Source organism: Pseudomonas sp. TWI923, assembly GCF_039673365.1.
Taxonomy (GTDB): Bacteria; Pseudomonadota; Gammaproteobacteria; order Pseudomonadales; family Pseudomonadaceae; genus Aquipseudomonas; species Aquipseudomonas sichuanensis.
In genome coordinates, this window is the sequence record NZ_JBDJLM010000001.1 from 1 (window position 1) to 19,591 (window position 19,591).

Here is a 19,591-nt window from a genome sequence, read left to right on the forward strand (position 1 = left end):
GTGGATTACTTAAATTCCGCCCAAAACCCCCCCCCCACATTAATTGTGACCCCTGGGGGGTGGGCTATTCCCCGCGAAAGGGCCCCGGTGGGGCCCCAATTCACGGGATCAGCCGTTGGAACAACCGTTACCCATCACGCGGTATTCGAGAATGTGCTTCTGGCCCTGGGAGTCCTCGTAAGTCATACGGGCCGGCACCACTTCGCAGACATTGGGCACTTCGCTCATGGAAATAACGCGGGCGATGTCCAGGTGCTGCGAATAACTGTACTGTTCAACCGGAATCTGCTCGGCATCTTTTGCCTCGCCGGCCAGTGCCGCGCCGCAAAGACTGCCAAGTACCAATACCAGTAAAGCTTTCATTTTCTATTTACCTGTCTAAGGTCGTGAGGGGGCACGCGGCGCTTGTGGCGCCGCGAGTACAACGGTTGTTCAACTATCAGGATGAGGTGCGGATCAACTTTGCCTTCGTGGGGGCTGTAACCAGAAGTTAATCGCGTTGCCGTTGCTGGCGAGTTGAATTTTAGGAGGGTGGCCGCGGCCGAAACAGAGGGGGTTTTGATAAAGTCTTTTGACAGAATCTGTAACAATCCCTTGGCGGAATGCTCCGATTTTTCTCGAGGATGGCTGTATGCCATGAGTTAGAGCGGTCGGGCCTGATGGGGCGGGCATCGGTGGGGCGCGTTACTACCAACGTCGAATGGCTTTTGCCGCTCTGGTACAGTTACAAACGGTTCCATACAAAAACAACTATTACACCGAGGTAACACAGATGAGTGCGGCTCCACTGTATCCCGTTCGTCCCGAGGTTGCGGCCACTACCCTGACCGACGAGGCCACCTACAAGGCCATGTACCAGCAGTCTGTGATCAACCCGGACGGCTTCTGGCGCGAGCAGGCCCAGCGCCTGGACTGGATCAAGCCCTTCACCAAGGTCAAGCAGACCTCGTTCGACGATCACCATGTCGATATCAAGTGGTTCGCCGACGGCACTCTGAACGTTTCCTCCAACTGCCTGGACCGCCACCTCGAAGAGCGCGGCGACCAGCTGGCGATCATCTGGGAGGGCGACGACCCTTCCGAGCACCGCAACATTACCTACCGCGAGCTTCACGAGCAGGTCTGCAAGTTCGCCAACGCCCTGCGTGGCCAGGACGTGCACCGTGGTGACGTGGTCACCATCTATATGCCGATGATTCCCGAGGCGGTGGTGGCCATGCTGGCCTGTGCCCGTATCGGCGCGATCCACTCGGTGGTGTTCGGTGGCTTCTCGCCGGAGGCCCTGGCCGGGCGCATCATCGACTGCAAGTCGAAAGTGGTGATCACCGCCGACGAGGGTGTGCGCGGCGGTCGTCGTACCCCGCTCAAGGGCAACGTCGACCTGGCCCTGACCAACCCTGAAACCAGCAGCGTGCAGAAGATCATCGTGTGCAAGCGCACCGGCGGCGACATCGCCTGGCACCAGCACCGCGACATCTGGTACGAGGACCTGATGAAGGTCGCCTCCAGCCACTGCGCGCCGAAGGAGATGGGTGCCGAAGAGGCGCTGTTCATCCTTTATACCTCTGGCTCCACCGGCAAGCCGAAGGGTGTGCTGCACACCACCGGTGGCTACCTGGTGTATGCCGCGCTGACCCATGAGCGGGTGTTCGACTACCGCCCGGGTGAGGTGTACTGGTGCACCGCCGACGTGGGCTGGGTGACTGGCCACAGCTATATCGTCTATGGCCCGCTGGCCAATGGCGCCACCACGCTGTTGTTCGAGGGTGTACCGAACTACCCGGACATCACCCGCGTGTCGAAGATCGTCGACAAGCACAAGGTCAACATCCTCTACACCGCGCCGACCGCGATCCGCGCCATGATGGCCGAGGGCGAAGCCGCCGTGGCCGGCGCCGATGGTTCCAGCCTGCGTCTGTTGGGTTCGGTGGGCGAGCCAATCAACCCGGAGGCCTGGAACTGGTACTACAAGACCGTCGGCAAGCAGCGCTGCCCGATCGTCGACACCTGGTGGCAGACGGAGACCGGTGGTGTGCTGATCAGCCCGTTGCCGGGCGCTACCGCGCTCAAGCCGGGTTCGGCGACTCGCCCATTCTTCGGCGTGGTGCCAGCCCTGGTGGACAACCTGGGCAACCTGATCGATGGCGCGGCCGAAGGCAATCTGGTGATTCTCGATTCGTGGCCGGGCCAGTCGCGTTCGCTGTATGGCGACCACGACCGCTTTGTCGACACCTACTTCAAAACCTTCCGTGGCATGTACTTCACCGGTGACGGCGCCCGTCGCGACGAGGACGGCTACTACTGGATCACCGGCCGTGTGGATGACGTGCTGAACGTGTCCGGCCACCGCATGGGCACTGCCGAGATCGAAAGCGCAATGGTTGCCCACCCGAAAGTGGCCGAGGCTGCGGTGGTGGGTGTGCCGCACGACATCAAGGGGCAGGGCATCTATGTCTATGTCACCCTCAACGCTGGCGAGGAATCGAGCGAGCAACTGCGCCTGGAGCTGAAGAACTGGGTGCGCAAGGAGATCGGCCCGATCGCTTCGCCGGACGTGATCCAGTGGGCGCCGGGGCTGCCGAAAACCCGCTCGGGCAAGATCATGCGCCGCATCCTGCGCAAGATTGCCACGGCCGAGTACGACGCGCTGGGTGATATCTCCACCCTGGCCGACCCGGGTGTGGTGCAGCACCTGATCGATACCCACAAGGCGATGAGCCTGGCTTCGGCCTGATCTGCCTGATCGCGGGCTTGCCCCGCGATTGCCTCCCATCAAAGCAAACCCCGCCGGGCAACCGGCGGGGTTTTTGCTTTACTGAATGGACTGTTACCCGACATTCATCGGTAACCGTGCCTGTAGGTGGTTTCGCACAGAAATGGGGCTTGAGGAAACAATCTGTGGCCTATCGCGGTGCGATCTTTCAGCCATTTCATGCACCGTGGCACGCTGCACTTGCCGGAATACAAGGGTTTGCCAATAATAGGCGCGCTTATTGCTTTGGATATAGGTTATTTCTCTTTTGCTCTTGCATAATCAGCGAGAGCTGTCAATATCGCCCGCCGCGGTTTCAAGCGCTTCTGTAACTAGTTGTCGCTTTGAAGAAATATCGACTACCGGGCTGTCGCTAAAATGCCACTCACTCGCTCGTGGTCTGCGACCTTGGTCGAAACCTGCGCGGCTCGCGTTGTACCCATTCGCATATCGGGCAGCCGTTACACCTGCCTTGTATTGCCCCGTACCGATGGAGTTACCTGATGAAGAAGCTTGCACTGCTTGGCGCCCTGGCGCTTTCCGTGTTTTCCCTGGTATCGCAGGCCGATGAGAAGCCGTTGAAGATCGGTATCGAGGCCGCCTACCCACCCTTCGCCTTCAAGCAACCCGACGGCAGCATCGCCGGCTTCGACTACGACATCGGCAACGCCCTGTGCGAAGAGATGAAAGCCAAGTGCACCTGGGTCGAGCAGGAATTCGATGGCCTGATCCCGGCGCTGAAAGTGCGCAAGATCGACGCCATCCTGTCGTCCATGTCGATCACTGACGATCGCAAGAAGTCGGTTGACTTCACCAAACGCTACTACCTCACCCCGGCTCGCCTGGTGATGAAGGAAGGTACGGCCGTCAGCGAAAGCCTGGACGAGCTCAAGGGCAAGAAAATCGGTGTGCAGCGCGGTTCGATTCACGACCGCTTCGCCAAGGAAGTCCTGGCTGCGAAAGGCGCCACCGTCGTGCCTTACGGCACCCAGAACGAAATCTACCTGGACGTCGCGGCCGGTCGCCTCGACGGCACCGTGGCCGATGCCACCCTGCTCGAAGACGGCTTCCTGAAAACCGACGCTGGCAAGGGCTTCGCCTTCGTCGGCCCGGCATTCACCGACTCCAAGTACTTCGGTGACGGTATCGGTATCGCCGTGCGCAAGGGCGACAAGGAAAACGCCGACCGTCTCAATGCGGCCATCGACGCTATCCGCAAGAACGGCAAGTACAAAGAGATCGAGAAGAAGTACTTCAACTTCGACATCTACGGCCCTGACGCTCAGTAAGACGTAGGGTTTCACCTGTGCAATGGTGCAAACAGCAGAATCTCTGAGGTTTGCACCATTTTTCATTCCCAAGCCCTGAGGAATTGCAATCATGTTGAAAGGCTATGGGGCAGTCATCCTCGATGGGGCGTGGCTGACGCTGCAGCTCGCCCTTTCGTCGATGGCCCTGGCCATCGTCCTCGGCCTGATCGGTGTGGCGCTGCGCTTGTCGCCGGTGCGCTGGTTGGCCTGGCTGGGTGACCTTTATTCCACGGTGATCCGTGGTATCCCTGACCTGGTGTTGATCCTGCTGATCTTCTACGGCGGCCAGGACCTGCTCAATCGGCTGGCACCGCTGCTGGGCTATGACGACTACATCGACCTGAACCCGCTGGTGGCCGGTATCGGTACCCTGGGCTTCATCTTCGGGGCCTACCTGTCGGAAACCTTCCGCGGCGCCTTCCTGGGCATCCCCAAGGGGCAGGCCGAGGCCGGTGCGGCGTATGGCATGAGCAACCTGCAGGTGTTCTTCCGCATCATGGTGCCGCAGATGATCCGTCTGGCGATCCCGGGTTTCACCAACAACTGGCTGGTGCTGACCAAGGCGACCGCGCTGATTTCGGTGGTCGGCCTGCAGGACATGATGTTCAAGGCCAAGCAGGCGGCCGATGCCACCCGCGAACCCTTCACCTTCTTCCTGGCGGTGGCGGCGCTGTACCTGGTATTGACCAGTGTCTCGCTGCTGGCGCTGAAGTACCTCGAGAAGCGCTACTCGGTTGGCGTCAAGGTGGTTGAACTATGATCTTTGACTACAACGTCATCTGGGAAGCCATGCCGCTGTACCTGGGCGGCCTGTTGACCACGCTGAAGCTGCTGGCGCTGTCGCTGCTGTTCGGCCTGCTGGCGGCCATCCCGCTGGGCTTGATGCGGGTTTCGAAACAACCGGTGGTGAACATGACCGCCTGGCTGTACACCTACGTCATTCGCGGCACGCCGATGCTGGTGCAGCTGTTCCTGATCTACTACGGCCTGGCCCAGTTCGAGGCGGTGCGCGAGAGCTTCCTGTGGCCATGGCTGTCCAGTGCGACCTTCTGCGCCTGCCTGGCGTTCGCCATCAACACCAGCGCCTACACCGCCGAGATCATCGCCGGCAGCCTCAAGGCCACGCCCCATGGCGAGATCGAGGCCGCCAAGGCGATCGGCATGTCGCGCTTCAAGATGTACCGTCGCATCCTGCTGCCGTCGGCGCTGCGCCGGGCGTTGCCGCAGTACAGCAACGAGGTGATCATGATGCTGCAGACCACCAGCCTGGCGTCGATCGTCACCCTGATCGACATCACCGGTGCTGCGCGCACGGTCAATGCCCAGTATTACCTGCCTTTCGAGGCCTACATCACGGCGGGCGTGTTCTACCTGTGCCTGACCTTCATCCTGGTGCGCCTGTTCAAGATGGCCGAACGCCGCTGGCTCGGCTACCTGGCGCCGCGCAAGCACTGACCGCTCTGTGAGAACCGACAGCATGTACAAACTTCAAATCCAAGACCTGCACAAGCGCTACGGCAGCCACGAGGTGCTCAAGGGCATCTCCCTCGAAGCCAAGGCAGGCGACGTGATCAGCATCATCGGCTCCAGTGGCTCGGGCAAATCGACCTTCCTGCGTTGCATCAACATGCTCGAGCAGCCCCATGCCGGGCGGATCCTGCTCAACAATGAAGAGCTCAAGCTGGTGGCCGGCAAGGACGGCGCGCTCAAGGCCGCCGACCCGAAACAGTTGCAGCGCATGCGTTCGCGGCTGTCGATGGTGTTCCAGCACTTCAACCTGTGGTCGCACATGACTGCGTTGGAGAACGTCATCGAGGCCCCGGTGCACGTGCTGGGGGTGAACAAGAAGGAAGCGCTGGAAAAGGCCGAGCACTACCTGAACAAGGTCGGTGTCGCTCATCGCAAGGACGCATTCCCCGGGCACATGTCCGGCGGCGAGCAGCAGCGTGTGGCCATCGCCCGCGCCCTGGCCATGGAACCCGAGGTCATGCTGTTCGACGAGCCGACCTCGGCATTGGACCCTGAGCTGGTGGGCGATGTGCTCAAGGTGATGCAGTCGCTGGCCCAGGAAGGCCGCACCATGGTGGTGGTCACCCACGAGATGGGCTTTGCCCGGGAAGTCTCCAACCAGCTGGTGTTCCTGCACAAAGGCCTGGTGGAAGAGCGCGGCTGCCCGCGTGAAGTGCTGGTCAATCCGCAGTCCGAGCGACTCAAGCAGTTCCTCTCCGGCAGCCTGAAGTAAAGGCTGCACTTTGCACCATAATGGGGCATGCTGCGCAACGCGCGCGGCATGCCTTGGCGCCACGAGCGCGAACCTTCCCCTCCAGGTTTCGGACCACGCCCTATGACCACCCAGCGAATCGGATTTCTCATCTGGCCCAGCACCAAGCCGCTGACCCTGGCGTTGGCCGACGAGGTGTTGCAGGTGGCCCAGCGGGTGCATCCGGAGGTGGTCTACGAGCTGGTCTATTTGCAGGCCGAAGCCGGGCAGGAGGGCGCCTGGCGCCTGCCGGGCGAGGCCTGGAACGGCCGCCTGGAAGGTTGCCAGAAGTTGTTCCTGCTGGCCGACGAACCGCCGGCTGCGATCAGCTCGGCGCTGTCGGCTGCGCTCAAGCAGCTGGCGCGTAGTGGCTGCATGGTCGGTGGCCTGTCCGCCGGGGTCTATCCGCTGGCGGCGATGGGGCTGCTCGATGGTTACCGCGCTGCGGTGCACTGGCGCTGGCAGGACGATTTTGCCGAGCGGTTCCCCAAGGTGATCGCCACCAGCCACCTGTTCGACTGGGATCGGGACCGCCTGACCGCCTGTGGCGGCATGGCGGTGACCGACCTGTTGCTGGCGGTGCTGGCGCGTGACCACGGCGCCGAACTGGCCGGTGCGGTCTCCGAAGAGTTGGTGGTCGAACGCATTCGTGAAGGGGGGGAGCGCCAGCGTATTCCGCTGCAGAACCGCCTGGGTTCCAGCCATCCGAAGCTCACCCAGGCGGTGCTGCTGATGGAGGCCAATATCGAAGAGCCGCTGACCACCGACGAGATTGCCCAGCATGTGTGCGTGTCCCGTCGCCAGTTGGAGCGGATCTTCAAGCAGTACCTCAACAGGGTGCCCAGCCAGTATTACCTGGAGCTGCGCCTGAACAAGGCGCGTCAGATGCTGATGCAGACCAGCAAGTCGATCATCCAGATTGGCCTGTCATGCGGGTTCTCCTCCGGGCCGCATTTCTCCAGTGCGTACCGCAACTTCTTTGGCGCCACGCCGCGTGAAGACCGCAACCAGCGGCGCAGCAGCAGCCCGTTCGAACTCAGCTCGGCGCCGGCCGAAAAGGGCTGATTTCTGTATTGCCTGTGTCGGCGCCTTCGCGGGTAAACCCGCTCCCACAGGGATCGCACAGGCTTCGAATGCTGCGCAGGCTCCGTGGGAGCGGGTTTACCCGCGAAAGGGCCGGCGCAGGTGAGTCGCCTTTGTTGATGTGAACACCCGTTCACCCATTCCCCCTCTGCCGTTACACTGCGCGATTGCGACACTGTTTGTCGCATTGCCGAAAACCTGCTGAAAACAGGGTTTTGCGCTGTAACAAGTTGTCGCCTGGCAGCAAGGACAGGCGCCGATCAGTCCTTACAATCCCCCCATCGCTCGCCACTTCCAGGCCAGCGTTCCTCTTCAGGAGACTCAGATGTCCGTTGAGCAAGCCCCGGTGCAACGTGCCGATTTCGACCAGGTCATGGTTCCCAACTATTCTCCGGCGGCCTTCATTCCTGTGCGAGGCGAGGGCTCCCGAGTCTGGGACCAGTCGGGTCGCGAACTGATCGACTTCGCCGGCGGTATCGCCGTCAACGCCCTGGGCCACTGCCATCCGGCGCTGGTCAAGGCGCTGACCGAACAGGCCAACACCCTCTGGCACGTCTCCAACGTATTCACCAACGAGCCGGCCCTGCGCCTGGCGCACAAGCTGGTGGACGCGACCTTTGCCGAGCGTGCGTTCTTCTGCAACTCCGGCGCCGAAGCCAACGAGGCCGCCTTCAAGCTGGCCCGTCGCGTCGCCCATGACCGTTTCGGCCCGGAAAAGCACGAAATCATCGCCACGGTTAACAGCTTCCACGGCCGTACCCTGTTCACTGTCAGCGTCGGTGGCCAGCCCAAGTACTCCGACGGCTTTGGCCCGAAGATCACCGGCATCAGCCACGTGGCCTACAACGACCTGGACGCGCTGAAGGCGCAGATTTCCGACAAGACCTGCGCCGTGGTGATCGAGCCGATCCAGGGCGAGAGCGGCGTGGTTCCGGCCGACAAGGCGTACCTGGAAGGCGCCCGCAAGCTGTGTGAAGAACACAATGCTCTGCTGATCTTCGACGAAGTGCAGACCGGCGTCGGCCGCACCGGCTCGCTGTATGCCTACCAGCATTACGGCGTCACCCCGGACATCCTCACCAGCGCCAAGAGCCTGGGCGGCGGCTTCCCGATCGGCGCCATGCTGACCACCAGCGAGATTGCCAAGCACCTGGCCGTCGGCACCCACGGCACCACCTACGGCGGCAACCCGCTGGGCTGCGCCGTCGCCTGTGCAGTGCTGGACGTGATCAACACCCCGCAAACGCTGGCGGGCATCAAGGCCAAGCACGAGCGCTTCAAGACCCGCCTGGAAAAGATCGGCCAGCAATCCGGCCTGTTCACCCAGGTGCGTGGCGTCGGGCTGTTGCTCGGCTGCGTGCTCAGCGACGCCTGGAAAGGCAAGGCCAAGGACATCCTCAACGCCGCCGAGAAGGAAGGCCTGATGGTGCTGCAGGCGGGCCCCGACGTGGTGCGCTTCGCCCCGAGCCTGGTGGTCGAGGATGCCGACATCGACGAAGGCCTGGATCGCTTCGAGCGTGCCGTGGCCAAACTGACTCAGGGCTGATCGCCCGGTAGTCCCTTCGCCCGCCCCGATCACGATCGGGGCGGGCGAATCCTGAATTTCAATGCGGGCACCTGCTTGCAGGTAGTGGCGCGTGCCCGCTGTTTTCCCGTGCCGATTGATCGGCGCGCTTTCCCGAAAGGAGTGACACCATGCTGGTGATGCGCCCCGCGCAAATGGCTGATCTGAACGAAGTGCAGCGCATGGCTGCCGACAGCCCCATTGGTGTCACCTCGCTGCCGGACGATGCCGGCCGCCTGGGCGACAAGATCGCCGCCTCGGAAACCTCCTTTGCCGCTGAAGTGAGCTTCAATGGCGAAGAGAGCTACTTCTTCGTGCTCGAAGACAGCGCCACCGGCAAGCTGGTCGGCTGCTCGGCCATCGTCGCCTCTGCCGGCTACTCCGAGCCGTTCTACAGCTTTCGCAACGAGACCTTCGTGCATGCCTCGCGCGAGCTGAAGATCCACAACAAGATCCACGTCCTGTCGCTGTGCCACGACCTCACCGGCAACAGCCTGCTGACCAGCTTCTATGTGCTGCCGGAGCTGGTCAACAGCGCCTTCGCCGAACTCAACTCCCGTGGTCGCCTGCTGTTCATGGCCGCACACCCGGAGCGCTTCGCCGAGTCGGTGGTGACCGAAATCGTCGGCTACAGCGACGAGCAGGGCGAGTCGCCGTTCTGGGATGCCATCGGGCGCAACTTCTTCGACCTCAACTACGCCGACGCCGAGCGCCTGTGCGGCCTGAAGAGCCGTACCTTCCTGGCCGAGCTGATGCCGCACTACCCGATCTATGTGCCGCTGCTCCACGATGAGGCCCAGGAAGCGATGGGCCAGGTGCATCCGCGTGCGCAGATCACCTTCGACATCCTCATGCGTGAGGGCTTCGAGACCGAGCACTACATCGACATCTTCGACGGCGGCCCGACCCTGCATGCCCGTGCTTCGGGTATCCGTTCGATCGCCCAGAGCCGTGTGGTGCCGGTCAAGCTTGACGAAGCGCCGGTCAAGGGCGGTCGCCCGTACCTGGTGTGCAACGGCCAGTTGCAGGATTACCGCGCGGTGCTGCTGGAGCTGGACTGGGTGCCGGGCAAGCCAGTCTGCCTGAACAGCGAAGCCGCCGATGCCCTGGGCGTCGGCGAGGGCGCCAGCGTGCGCCTGGTAGCGGTCTGATAAGCCGGAACAGAGAGTTTCGCGGCGGGCACAGACCGCCGCACAAGGAGATAGCATGATCGTTCGTCCTGTACGCAGCAGCGATTTACCCGCGCTGATCGAATTGGCCCGCAGCACCGGCACCACCGGGCTGACCACGCTCCCGGCCAACGAAGAGCGCCTCGGCCAGCGTGTCGGCTGGGCCGAGAAGAGCTTCCGCGGTGAAGCCGAGCGCGGCGACACCGACTACCTGTTCGTGCTGGAGAACGACGAAGGCCTGGTGGTCGGCATCAGTGCCATCGCCGGCGCCGTCGGTTTGCGTGAGCCCTGGTACAACTACCGGGTAGGGCTGACCGTCAGCGCCTCGCAGGAGCTGGGCATCTATCGCGAGATCCCCACGCTGTTCCTGGCCAACGACCTGACCGGCAACTCCGAACTGTGCTCGTTGTTCCTGCGCAGCGACTATCGCAGCGGCCTCAACGGCCGGCTGCTGTCCAAGGCGCGGATGCTATTCATCGCCGAGTTCCCGCAGCTGTTCGGCAACAAGATCATCGCCGAGATGCGCGGCATGTCCGATGAGTCCGGGCGCTCGCCGTTCTGGGAAAGCCTGGGCCGGCACTTCTTCAAGATGGAGTTCAGCCAGGCCGACTACCTCACCGGGGTGGGCAACAAGTCGTTCATCGCCGAACTGATGCCCAAGTTCCCGCTGTACACCTGCTTCCTGTCGCAGGCTGCGCGCGACGTGATCGGCCGGGTGCACGCCGACACCGAGCCGGCGCTGGCCATGCTCAAGCGCGAAGGCTTCAACTACCAGGGTTATGTCGACATCTTCGACGCAGGCCCGGCCATCGAGTGCGAAACCTCGAAGATCCGTGCGGTGCGTGAAAGCGAAACCCTGGTGCTGGCTGTCGGCACGCCGGGTGACGACGCCACCCCTTACATCATTCACAACCGCAAGCGCGAAGACTGCCGCATCACTGCCGCGCCGGCGCGCCTTGCCGCAGGCACCCTGGTGGTCGATCCGCTGACCGCCAAGCGCCTGCGCCTGGGCGCCGGCGACAATGTGCGCGCGGTGCCGCTGTCCGCCGGCCGGGAGGCTCAGTAAATGACCACGCATTACATCGCAGGCAAATGGCAGGCTGGCCAGGGCGAAGCCTTGCAGTCACTCAACCCCGTCACCCAGGCGGTGGTCTGGGCCGGACAGGGCGCCGATGCCGCTCAAGTTGCAGCGGCAGTGGAGGCGGCGCGCCAAGCGTTCCCGAACTGGGCGCAGCTGAGCCTGGACGCGCGTATCGCTGTGCTCGAGGCGTTCGCCGAAAAGCTCAAGGCCCGTGCCGATGAGCTGGCGCGGTGCATTGGTGAAGAAACCGGCAAGCCCTTGTGGGAGTCGGCCACCGAAGTCACCAGCATGGTCAACAAGGTGGCGATCTCGGTGCAGAGCTACCGCGAACGTACCGGTGAAAAGAGCGGCCCACTGGCCGACGCCACGGCCGTGCTGCGCCACAAGCCCCATGGTGTGGTGGCAGTGTTCGGCCCGTACAACTTCCCCGGCCACCTGCCCAACGGCCACATCGTCCCGGCCTTGCTGGCGGGCAACTGCGTGGTCTTCAAGCCAAGTGAACTGACCCCCAAGGTTGCCGAGTTGACGGTGCAGTGCTGGATTGAAGCCGGGCTGCCTGCCGGTGTGCTCAATCTGGTGCAAGGTGCCCGCGAAACCGGCGTGGCGCTGGCTGCCAACCCGGGTATCGATGGCCTGTTCTTCACCGGCTCCAGCCGCACCGGCAACCTGTTGCACCAGCAGTTCGCCGGGCGCCCGGACAAGATCCTGGCCCTGGAGATGGGCGGCAACAACCCGCTGGTGGTGGACGAGGTCAAGGACCTGGACGCCGCTGTGTACACCATCATTCAGTCGGCGTTCATTTCCGCCGGCCAGCGTTGCACCTGTGCCCGGCGCCTGCTGGTGCCCCAGGGCGCCTGGGGCGACCAACTGCTCGCGCGCCTGGTCGAGGTCAGCCGCAGCATCAGTGTCGGCGCTTTCGACCAGCAGCCTGCACCTTTCATGGGCTCGGTGATTTCGCTGCAAGCCGCCCGCGCGCTGGTCGCGGCCCAGGCTGATCTGCTCGACAAGGGCGCGGTGGCGCTGCTGGAGATGACCCAGCCACAGGCCAGTGCGGCATTGCTGACCCCGGGCATCATCGATGTCACTGCCGTGACCGGTCGCCCGGACGAAGAGTTCTTCGGCCCGCTGCTGCAGGTGATCCGCTACAGCGATTTCGACGCGGCGATCAATGAGGCCAACAACACCCAGTACGGCCTGGCCGCCGGGTTGCTGTCGGACTCCAATGCCCGTTACCAGCACTTCTGGCTGCGCAGCCGCGCCGGTATCGTCAACTGGAACAAGCAGCTGACCGGTGCCGCCAGCAGCGCGCCGTTCGGTGGTGTGGGTGCCAGCGGCAACCACCGCGCCAGCGCTTACTACGCGGCCGACTATTGCGCCTACCCCGTGGCTTCGCTGGAGACCGCGAGCCTTGCACTGCCGGCGACCCTGACGCCGGGCGTCACCCTATAACAACAGGTCTCGGAGCCTTGCCGATGAAATCCTACGAAGTGAATTTTGATGGCCTGGTGGGGCCGACCCACAACTACGGTGGCCTGTCCTACGGCAACGTGGCGTCACAAAGCAACAGCCAGCAGGGCTCCAACCCGCGCGAAGCGGCGCGCCAGGGCCTGGCCAAGATGAAGGCGCTGATGGAGATGGGCTTCCAGCAAGGCGTGCTGGCGCCGCAGGAGCGCCCGGATGTGGCGGCCCTGCGCAGCCTGGGTTTCACCGGCAGCGACGCTGAGGTGATCCACCGCGCGGCGAAAGACGCCATGCCGTTGCTGGTCGCCAGTTGCTCGGCCTCGAGCATGTGGGTGGCCAACGCCGCCACGGTCAGCCCCAGCGCCGACACCGCCGACGGCCGCGTGCACTTCACTGCCGCCAACCTCAACTGCAAATACCACCGCAGCATCGAACACCCGACCACCAGCCGTGTGCTGGGGGCCATGTTCAATGACGACAAGCACTTCGCCCACCATGCCGCGCTGCCGGCGGTGGCGCAGTTCGGTGACGAAGGCGCGGCCAACCACACGCGGTTCTGCCGAGATTACGGCGATGCCGGCGTCGAGTTCTTCGTCTATGGCCGCAGCGCGTTCGACAGCCGCTATCCGGCGCCGCAGAAGTACCCGGCGCGCCAGACCCTGGAAGCTTCGCAGGCGGTCGCCCGGCTGCACGGCCTGCGCGACGATGGCGTGGTCTACGCTCAACAGAACCCGGCGGTGATCGATCAGGGCGTGTTCCACAACGATGTGATCTCGGTGGGCAACGGCGAGGTGCTGTTCTACCACGAGGACGCCTTCCTCGAGACCGACGCCGTGCTCGGCCAACTGCAGGCTAAACTGGCCGGCAAGGGTGGCCAGTTCCAGGCCATCTGCGTGCCGCGCGCGGCGGTGACGGTGGAGGACGCGGTGCGTTCCTACCTGTTCAACAGCCAGCTGCTCAGCCGCGCAGACGGTTCCATGCTGCTGGTGGTGCCGGAAGAGTGCCGCAATAACGAACGCGTCTGGGCGTATCTGGGGCAATTGACCAGCCAGGGCGGCCCGGTGAAGGAGGTCAAGGTGTTCGACCTCAAGCAGAGCATGCAGAACGGTGGTGGCCCGGCTTGCCTGCGTTTGCGCGTGGCCTTGAAGGAAACGGAACTGGCGGCGGTCAATCCAGGCGTTATCATGACGGCCTCGCTGTACGACACCTTGGTGCAGTGGGTCGACAAGCACTACCGCGATCGCCTTGGCGAGGCGGACCTGGCCGACCCGCAACTGCTGATCGAATGTCGTACGGCATTGGATGAGCTGACCCAGATCATGAAGCTGGGCTCGGTGTATCCGTTCCAACGCCAACCTTGATAGAGAGAAATTGCAATGTCCGACGCCCTGCGCCTGATCCTGGAAGATGAAGACGGCACCCAGCTGGAAACCTCCTGCACGCGCTTTGCCGTGGTCTGGCAAGGCAAGGAAGTGTGGATCCAGCAGGATGGCCGCGGCCAGCTGCTGATCGGTGTCGATGTCGACGAGAACGACACCGAGTACGCCAACCTGCTGTTGCGTCCGATGGCCACCAACCTGGTCAGCCTGCAACTGGAAATGGAACCGGCAGAGGTCGGTGATGACGACGATCACGTCCATGGCCCGGACTGCGGCCACCACCACTAAGGAAGTGCCTATGCTCGCCCTCGGTAAACTGCTTGAGCTGACCCTGACCGATCACGAACCGGCCGAGAAGACCCAAGTGACACCCAAGGGCGCGCGTTTGCGCTGGCTGGGGGAGGGCGCACTGGAAGTGCGTCCGCCCGAAGGCGATGACAGCGGGCTGGATCTGCTGCTCTCGGCCGGGATTCACGGCAACGAGACGGCGCCCATCGAACTGCTCGAGCGACTGCTGCATGGCGTGGCCAATGGCAAGATCAAGCCCCGTGCGCGGGTGCTGTTCCTGTTCGGCAACCCGGCGGCGATCCGCAAGGGCGAGCGCTTCATCGAGCAGGACATCAACCGTCTGTTCAATGGCCGTCATGAGCTTTCCAGCGGCTTCGAGGCATTGCGCGCCGCTGAGCTCGAGCAGTTTGCCCGGGTGTTCTTCAGCAAGCCAGAGCGCACCCGCCTGCATTACGACCTGCATACCGCGATCCGCGGTTCCAAGATCGAGCAGTTCGCCTTGTATCCCTACAAGGAGGGACGCACCCATTCTCGGCGTGAACTGGCGCGCCTGGCTGCGGCAGGGATGGAGGCAGTGCTGCTGCAGAGCAAGTCTTCGATTACCTTCAGTGCCTTCACCTATGAGCAACTGGAGGCCGAGGCCTTCACCCTCGAACTGGGCAAGGCGCGGCCGTTTGGGCAGAACGAAGGCGTCAATCTCGACAAGCTAGAAGAGCGCCTCATCCAGATCATCGAAGGTACCGAGCCTGAGACCGGCGACTCGCTCGACGGCCTGAAGCTGTTCAGTGTCGCCCGCGAGATCATCAAGCACAGTGACAGCTTCCACCTGCATCTGCCGGCAGACATCGAGAACTTCTCCGAGTTGAGCAAGGGCTACCTGCTGGCCGAGGACCTGGCCGAAACGCGCTGGGTCGTCGAAGAGGAGGGCGCGCGGATCATCTTCCCCAACCCGAAGGTCAAGAATGGCCTGCGGGCGGGGATAGTGATCGTTCCGGACAATGGCCAGCGCCTGGCCTGATATCGCCATCAGTAATGCGTGCGGGCCGCCAAGCCCAGCTCCTGGCGCAAGGCGTTTTCGTTGAAGGGATAAGGGTTGCTGGCGGTCGCAGGTGTCTGCGGGTCGTCATCGAAGTCGAATGGCGGTTCGCCGCTGTCCAGCCCGACGGCCTGCTGCTCCGTGTCGCCCATCAGGGTGCCGGTGGCGAAATTCCAGGCATGGCACAGCTCGTGATAGAGGATGATCAGCGAAGGGGCGCCGGTTATGTGGGTCAGCGGGTTGTAAAAGACATTGATATTCAGCGCTGGTGTGCCACGCATGCCGCTCGCGATTCTGGGGGCGGCCTGGCCGTGGCTGAACTCGGCCATGGCGTTGTCCAGGGCTGGATGATGGGTGATGACGATCCTGGCGTGCCTGGCCACCAGGTCCTCCATCAGCGTCGAACCTGTCAGCGTGGCCCGGAGCATCTTGAGCTGGCGGGTGACCTTCTCGACGTAGCGGTAATCGCCCCTGACCTGGAATGTCTGGGCGTGGTCTTCCGGCAGCGGGGTGTTCCATGCCTCGAACATCAGGGGGGCATCCCGGCCGCCCAAGGCATTGATGCTCCCGGGGTGGCCATACATGCGATCGTCCAAGGGGCCGTTGCTCACGGCGTTGAGGCCGCTCATCGCCTCGATGATCGCCCGCCCTCCTTCTATCCATACGGTATCGTCGCCATCTCCGGCGTAGATTGAGCTGTGGGTTGCGTTGCTGCTGATGTTGTCGTTGCCCGCGCCGCCCTCGATCTCCACCTCCTTCAGGTCTTCGGCGACCACTAGGTCATCGCCAGGGCCTGCGTCGACTACGGCGATGCCTGCGCGGTCAGGCCCGCTCGATCCTTCGAGATGCACATCGTCATCGCCGCCCTGCGTTTCAATGACCACGTGAGTCTGCAGACCGGTAAACGTCACCTTGTCGTTGCCGTCGCCAGTGCGTACATGCAGCGGCCAATGCGCTGGAACGGCCAGCTCATAGAGCGTGTGGGCGATCTGCACGCTGATCCCGGTGGCGGTGCCGTGAACGTGCAGTTCGGCACCCCAGTGCAGTGTTTCGATCAGCAGCGACGCCTGGCGCGTTTCGATCGACAGTTGCGGATCGTGGTAGGGCAGGGGGTAGGATTGGCGTGGTAAAGAGGCGTGTGTAATCCAGACGTTTTGCACAGACATGGCCTGCTTCCGTGAGTTTGAAAGGGGCCACAGGCTAGTCTGCCGTCAGGGCGGGCAAGCGGTAAATCTTTAGTGTCTTCGACTCCGGTGCGCGTCTGCTCGATGGCGGTTTTTGGATCCATTCTTGAATGAACGCGATTTAATGAATTTTCCCGGCGAAATTGCCAGGCTCGCGCAGCAATTGGCTTGCCATCAGCGAAACCCTGGCTTTAGCATCGCGGTCATGCCGTTTCCAACTGCTTTAGTCTGATAAACCGCCTTATCGACGGTTTCTATCGCACAAACACACTGCACCCAGACTGCAGGACCGATATAATGCGGCCCTTTGCCGTCGTTTCGTCGATTCGACGTGTGGCCGCCGTTTCCGTGGAAGAACCTATGAAAAGCGCAGAAATCCGTGAAGCCTTCCTCCGCTTCTTCGAAGAGCAGGGACATACTCGCGTTGCCTCCAGCTCGCTGATCCCGGGCAATGACCCGACCCTGCTGTTCACCAACGCCGGCATGAACCAGTTCAAGGACTGCTTCCTCGGCCAGGAAAAGCGCGCATATACCCGCGCTGTCAGCAGCCAGAAGTGCGTACGCGCCGGCGGCAAGCACAACGACCTGGAAAACGTCGGCTATACCGCCCGTCACCACACTTTCTTCGAGATGCTGGGTAACTTCAGCTTCGGCGACTATTTCAAGCGCGATGCAATCACCTTCGCCTGGACTTTCCTGACTTCGGACAAGTGGCTGAACCTGCCGAAGGAAAAACTGTGGGTCACCGTCTACGCCAGCGACGACGAGGCCTACGACATCTGGACCAAGGAAGTCGGCGTGCCGGCCGAGCGCATGGTGCGCATCGGTGACAACAAGGGCGCCCCGTACGCCTCGGACAACTTCTGGACCATGGGCGACACCGGCCCGTGCGGCCCGTGCACCGAGATCTTCTACGACCACGGCGCCGACATCTGGGGCGGCCCACCCGGCTCGCCGGAAGAAGACGGCGACCGCTATATCGAGATCTGGAACAACGTCTTCATGCAGTTCAACCGCACCGCCGACGGCGTCCTGCACCCGCTGCCTGCGCCGTCGGTGGACACCGGCATGGGCCTGGAGCGTATCAGTGCGGTGATGCAGCATGTGCACTCGAACTACCAGATCGACCTGTTCCAGAGCCTGTTGGCCGCAGCTGCCAAGGCCATCGGTTGCAGCAACGACGAGCAACCTTCGCTGAAAGTAGTCGCTGACCACATCCGTTCCTGCGGTTTCCTGATCGCCGACGGTGTGCTGCCGTCGAACGAAGGTCGTGGTTACGTGCTGCGCCGCATCATTCGTCGCGCCTGCCGCCACGGCAACAAGCTGGGCGCCACCGGCAGCTTCTTCCACAAGATCGTTGCCGCGCTGGTCGCCGAGATGGGCGAAGCCTTCCCTGAGCTGAAAAGCCAGCAGGCGCACATCGAGCGGGTGCTCAAGACCGAAGAAGAGCAGTTCGCCAAGACCCTGGAGCAGGGCCTGCGCATCCTCGAGCAGGACCTGGCCCAGTTGCAGGGCAAGGTTGTACCGGGCGACGTGGTGTTCAAGTTGTACGACACCTACGGCTTCCCCATGGACCTCACCGCCGACATCGCCCGCGAGCGCGAACTGACCATCGACGAGGCCGGCTTCGAGCGTGAAATGGAGGCCCAGCGTGAGCGTGCCCGCTCCGCCAGCGCCTTTGGCATGGACTACAACAGCCTGGTCAAGGTCGATACCGCCACTGACTTCCTCGGCTACGATGCCACCGAAGGCCAGGGCAAGGTCATTGCCCTGTACAAGGATGGCCAGGCGGTCGAGCAGTTGGGCGAAGGCGAAGAGGGCGTGGTGATCCTGGATCGCACCCCGTTCTACGCCGAGTCGGGCGGCCAGGTGGGTGACTGCGGTTACCTGCAGGCTGGCGCCGCGCGTTTTGATGTGCGCGACACCACCAAGACCGGTGGCGCCTTCCTGCACCACGGTGTGGTTGCCAGCGGTGCACTGACCGTTGGCGCCGCCGTCGACGCGCGTGTCGATGCCGATGTCCAGCACGCTACCTCGCTGAACCACTCCGCCACCCACCTGCTGCACGAAGCGCTGCGCCAGGTGCTGGGCGAACACGTACAGCAGAAGGGCTCGCTGGTCGACAGCCAGCGCCTGCGTTTCGACTTCAGCCACTTCGAGGCGGTCAAGCCTGAGCAGATCAAGGCGCTGGAAGATATCGTCAACCGTGAAGTGCGCCGCAACACCGAGGTGCAGACCGAGCTGACCGACATCGAGACCGCCAAGGCCAAGGGCGCCATGGCGTTGTTCGGTGAGAAGTATGGCGACACCGTGCGCGTGCTGAGCATGGGCGGTGACTTCTCCGTCGAACTGTGCGGTGGCATCCACGCCAAACGCACGGGCGACATCAGCCTGTTCAAGATCATCAGCGAAGGCGGCGTGGCCTCTGGCGTGCGCCGTATCGAAGCGGTCACCGGTGCCGCCGCGCTGGCTTACCTGAATGCTGCCGAAGAGCAGGTCAAGGAAGCTGCGCAACTGGTCAAGGGTAACCGCGACAACCTGATCGACAAGCTGTCGGCTGTGCTCGAGCGCAACCGTCAGCTGGAAAAGCAGCTTGAACAGCTGCAGGCCAAGGCCGCCAGCGCCGCCGGGGACGATCTCTCCAATGCGGCCGTTGAGGTCAAGGGCGCCAAGGTGCTCGCCGCTCGCCTGGATGGGCAGGATGGCAAGGCCTTGCTGGCGCTCGTCGATCAGCTGAAGAACAAGCTCGGCCATGCAGTGATCCTGCTGGGCAGCGAGCATGAGGGCAAGGTCGTGCTGGTGGCTGGCGTGACCAAGGACCTCTCCGGCCAACTCAAGGCTGGCGATCTGATGAAGCAAGCCGCTGCGGCGGTGGGTGGCAAGGGTGGTGGTCGCCCGGACATGGCCCAGGGTGGTGGCGTCGATGTCGCCGCGCTGGACAATGCCTTGGCCCTGGCTGTGCCGTTCGCCGAGCAGGGACTTTGAGATGAGGCGACCGCCGGTCTAGTCGGCGGCCGCTTCATG

16 protein-coding genes are annotated in these 19,591 nt (G+C 63.0%); 14 read left to right on the forward strand and 2 right to left on the reverse strand.

Annotated features, from left to right (window positions below; genetic code table 11):
• Window positions 1-108: 108 nt before the first annotated feature.
• Entirely contained in the window at window positions 109-363 is a 255-nt protein-coding gene (locus ABE459_RS00005) for a DUF2790 domain-containing protein (RefSeq protein WP_125465032.1), read from the reverse strand.
• Between the two features lie 409 nt (window positions 364-772).
• On the opposite strand from ABE459_RS00005, the gene acs reads away from it, so the two are divergent.
• The 13 genes from acs to astE all read left to right on the forward strand — a co-directional run bounded on the left by acs (window position 773) and on the right by astE (window position 15,365).
• Window positions 773-2,734, forward strand: a complete 1,962-nt coding sequence (gene acs / locus ABE459_RS00010) for an acetate--CoA ligase (protein ID WP_110991923.1) — start codon at window positions 773-775, stop codon at window positions 2,732-2,734.
• Between the two features lie 521 nt (window positions 2,735-3,255).
• Window positions 3,256-4,041: an ABC transporter substrate-binding protein gene (locus tag ABE459_RS00015; protein ID WP_125465031.1), complete on the forward strand. Its 786-nt coding sequence runs from the start codon at window positions 3,256-3,258 to the stop codon at window positions 4,039-4,041.
• A 91-nt stretch (window positions 4,042-4,132) separates the two neighbouring features.
• Entirely contained in the window at window positions 4,133-4,822 is a 690-nt protein-coding gene (locus ABE459_RS00020; RefSeq protein ID WP_110991921.1) for an ABC transporter permease, read from the forward strand.
• Window positions 4,819-5,517, forward strand: a complete 699-nt coding sequence (locus ABE459_RS00025) for an ABC transporter permease (RefSeq protein ID WP_110991920.1) — start codon at window positions 4,819-4,821, stop codon at window positions 5,515-5,517. Before ABE459_RS00020 ends, ABE459_RS00025 begins: the two co-directional genes overlap by 4 nt.
• Window positions 5,518-5,539: 22 nt before the next feature.
• Window positions 5,540-6,304: an ATP-binding cassette domain-containing protein gene (locus tag ABE459_RS00030; protein ID WP_110991919.1), complete on the forward strand. Its 765-nt coding sequence runs from the start codon at window positions 5,540-5,542 to the stop codon at window positions 6,302-6,304.
• Window positions 6,305-6,406: 102 nt separating this feature from the next.
• Window positions 6,407-7,387, forward strand: a complete 981-nt coding sequence (gene argR / locus ABE459_RS00035) for a transcriptional regulator ArgR (protein WP_125465030.1) — start codon at window positions 6,407-6,409, stop codon at window positions 7,385-7,387.
• 343 nt (window positions 7,388-7,730) lie between these two features.
• Window positions 7,731-8,951: an aspartate aminotransferase family protein gene (locus ABE459_RS00040; protein ID WP_258704880.1), complete on the forward strand. Its 1,221-nt coding sequence runs from the start codon at window positions 7,731-7,733 to the stop codon at window positions 8,949-8,951.
• A 149-nt stretch (window positions 8,952-9,100) separates the two neighbouring features.
• A complete protein-coding gene (gene aruF / locus ABE459_RS00045) occupies window positions 9,101-10,120 on the forward strand; it encodes an arginine/ornithine succinyltransferase subunit alpha (RefSeq protein WP_125465028.1) in 1,020 nt (339 codons plus the stop codon).
• A 55-nt stretch (window positions 10,121-10,175) separates the two neighbouring features.
• On the forward strand, window positions 10,176-11,204 hold the full coding sequence (gene astA / locus ABE459_RS00050) for an arginine N-succinyltransferase (RefSeq protein WP_125859553.1): 1,029 nt from the start codon (window positions 10,176-10,178) through the stop codon (window positions 11,202-11,204).
• Entirely contained in the window at window positions 11,205-12,668 is a 1,464-nt protein-coding gene (gene astD, locus ABE459_RS00055) for a succinylglutamate-semialdehyde dehydrogenase (protein WP_346647844.1), read from the forward strand.
• 23 nt (window positions 12,669-12,691) lie between these two features.
• The gene (astB, locus tag ABE459_RS00060; RefSeq protein WP_323828421.1) at window positions 12,692-14,041 is read left to right on the forward strand and encodes an N-succinylarginine dihydrolase; all 1,350 of its coding nucleotides are present in this window, start codon (window positions 12,692-12,694) and stop codon (window positions 14,039-14,041) included.
• A 15-nt stretch (window positions 14,042-14,056) separates the two neighbouring features.
• The gene (locus tag ABE459_RS00065; protein WP_110991912.1) at window positions 14,057-14,347 is read left to right on the forward strand and encodes a topoisomerase II; all 291 of its coding nucleotides are present in this window, start codon (window positions 14,057-14,059) and stop codon (window positions 14,345-14,347) included.
• Between the two features lie 10 nt (window positions 14,348-14,357).
• Window positions 14,358-15,365, forward strand: coding sequence for a succinylglutamate desuccinylase (gene astE, locus ABE459_RS00070; protein ID WP_125465023.1), 1,008 nt, complete (start codon window positions 14,358-14,360; stop codon window positions 15,363-15,365).
• Window positions 15,366-15,373: 8 nt separating this feature from the next.
• On the opposite strand, the gene ABE459_RS00075 is transcribed toward astE, so the two are convergent.
• Window positions 15,374-16,549, reverse strand: a complete 1,176-nt coding sequence (locus tag ABE459_RS00075) for a M91 family zinc metallopeptidase (RefSeq protein WP_323828419.1) — start codon at window positions 16,547-16,549, stop codon at window positions 15,374-15,376.
• A 378-nt stretch (window positions 16,550-16,927) separates the two neighbouring features.
• On the opposite strand from ABE459_RS00075, the gene alaS reads away from it, so the two are divergent.
• On the forward strand, window positions 16,928-19,552 hold the full coding sequence (gene alaS, locus ABE459_RS00080; RefSeq protein ID WP_145964611.1) for an alanine--tRNA ligase: 2,625 nt from the start codon (window positions 16,928-16,930) through the stop codon (window positions 19,550-19,552).
• Window positions 19,553-19,591: the final 39 nt, after the last annotated feature.

Excerpts from the sequence above, each read along its gene's own strand:
- ABE459_RS00005 (WP_125465032.1), bottom strand. The coding sequence starts at position 363 with ATGAAAGCTTTACTGGTATTGGTACTTGGCAGTCTTTGCGGCGCGGCA.
- acs (WP_110991923.1), top strand. The coding sequence starts at position 773 with ATGAGTGCGGCTCCACTGTATCCCGTTCGTCCCGAGGTTGCGGCCACT.
- ABE459_RS00015 (WP_125465031.1), top strand. The coding sequence starts at position 3,256 with ATGAAGAAGCTTGCACTGCTTGGCGCCCTGGCGCTTTCCGTGTTTTCC.
- ABE459_RS00020 (WP_110991921.1), top strand. The coding sequence starts at position 4,133 with ATGTTGAAAGGCTATGGGGCAGTCATCCTCGATGGGGCGTGGCTGACG.
- ABE459_RS00025 (WP_110991920.1), top strand. The coding sequence starts at position 4,819 with ATGATCTTTGACTACAACGTCATCTGGGAAGCCATGCCGCTGTACCTG.
- ABE459_RS00030 (WP_110991919.1), top strand. The coding sequence starts at position 5,540 with ATGTACAAACTTCAAATCCAAGACCTGCACAAGCGCTACGGCAGCCAC.
- argR (WP_125465030.1), top strand. The coding sequence starts at position 6,407 with ATGACCACCCAGCGAATCGGATTTCTCATCTGGCCCAGCACCAAGCCG.
- ABE459_RS00040 (WP_258704880.1), top strand. The coding sequence starts at position 7,731 with ATGTCCGTTGAGCAAGCCCCGGTGCAACGTGCCGATTTCGACCAGGTC.
- aruF (WP_125465028.1), top strand. The coding sequence starts at position 9,101 with ATGCTGGTGATGCGCCCCGCGCAAATGGCTGATCTGAACGAAGTGCAG.
- astA (WP_125859553.1), top strand. The coding sequence starts at position 10,176 with ATGATCGTTCGTCCTGTACGCAGCAGCGATTTACCCGCGCTGATCGAA.
- astD (WP_346647844.1), top strand. The coding sequence starts at position 11,205 with ATGACCACGCATTACATCGCAGGCAAATGGCAGGCTGGCCAGGGCGAA.
- astB (WP_323828421.1), top strand. The coding sequence starts at position 12,692 with ATGAAATCCTACGAAGTGAATTTTGATGGCCTGGTGGGGCCGACCCAC.
- ABE459_RS00065 (WP_110991912.1), top strand. The coding sequence starts at position 14,057 with ATGTCCGACGCCCTGCGCCTGATCCTGGAAGATGAAGACGGCACCCAG.
- astE (WP_125465023.1), top strand. The coding sequence starts at position 14,358 with ATGCTCGCCCTCGGTAAACTGCTTGAGCTGACCCTGACCGATCACGAA.
- ABE459_RS00075 (WP_323828419.1), bottom strand. The coding sequence starts at position 16,549 with ATGTCTGTGCAAAACGTCTGGATTACACACGCCTCTTTACCACGCCAA.
- alaS (WP_145964611.1), top strand. The coding sequence starts at position 16,928 with ATGAAAAGCGCAGAAATCCGTGAAGCCTTCCTCCGCTTCTTCGAAGAG.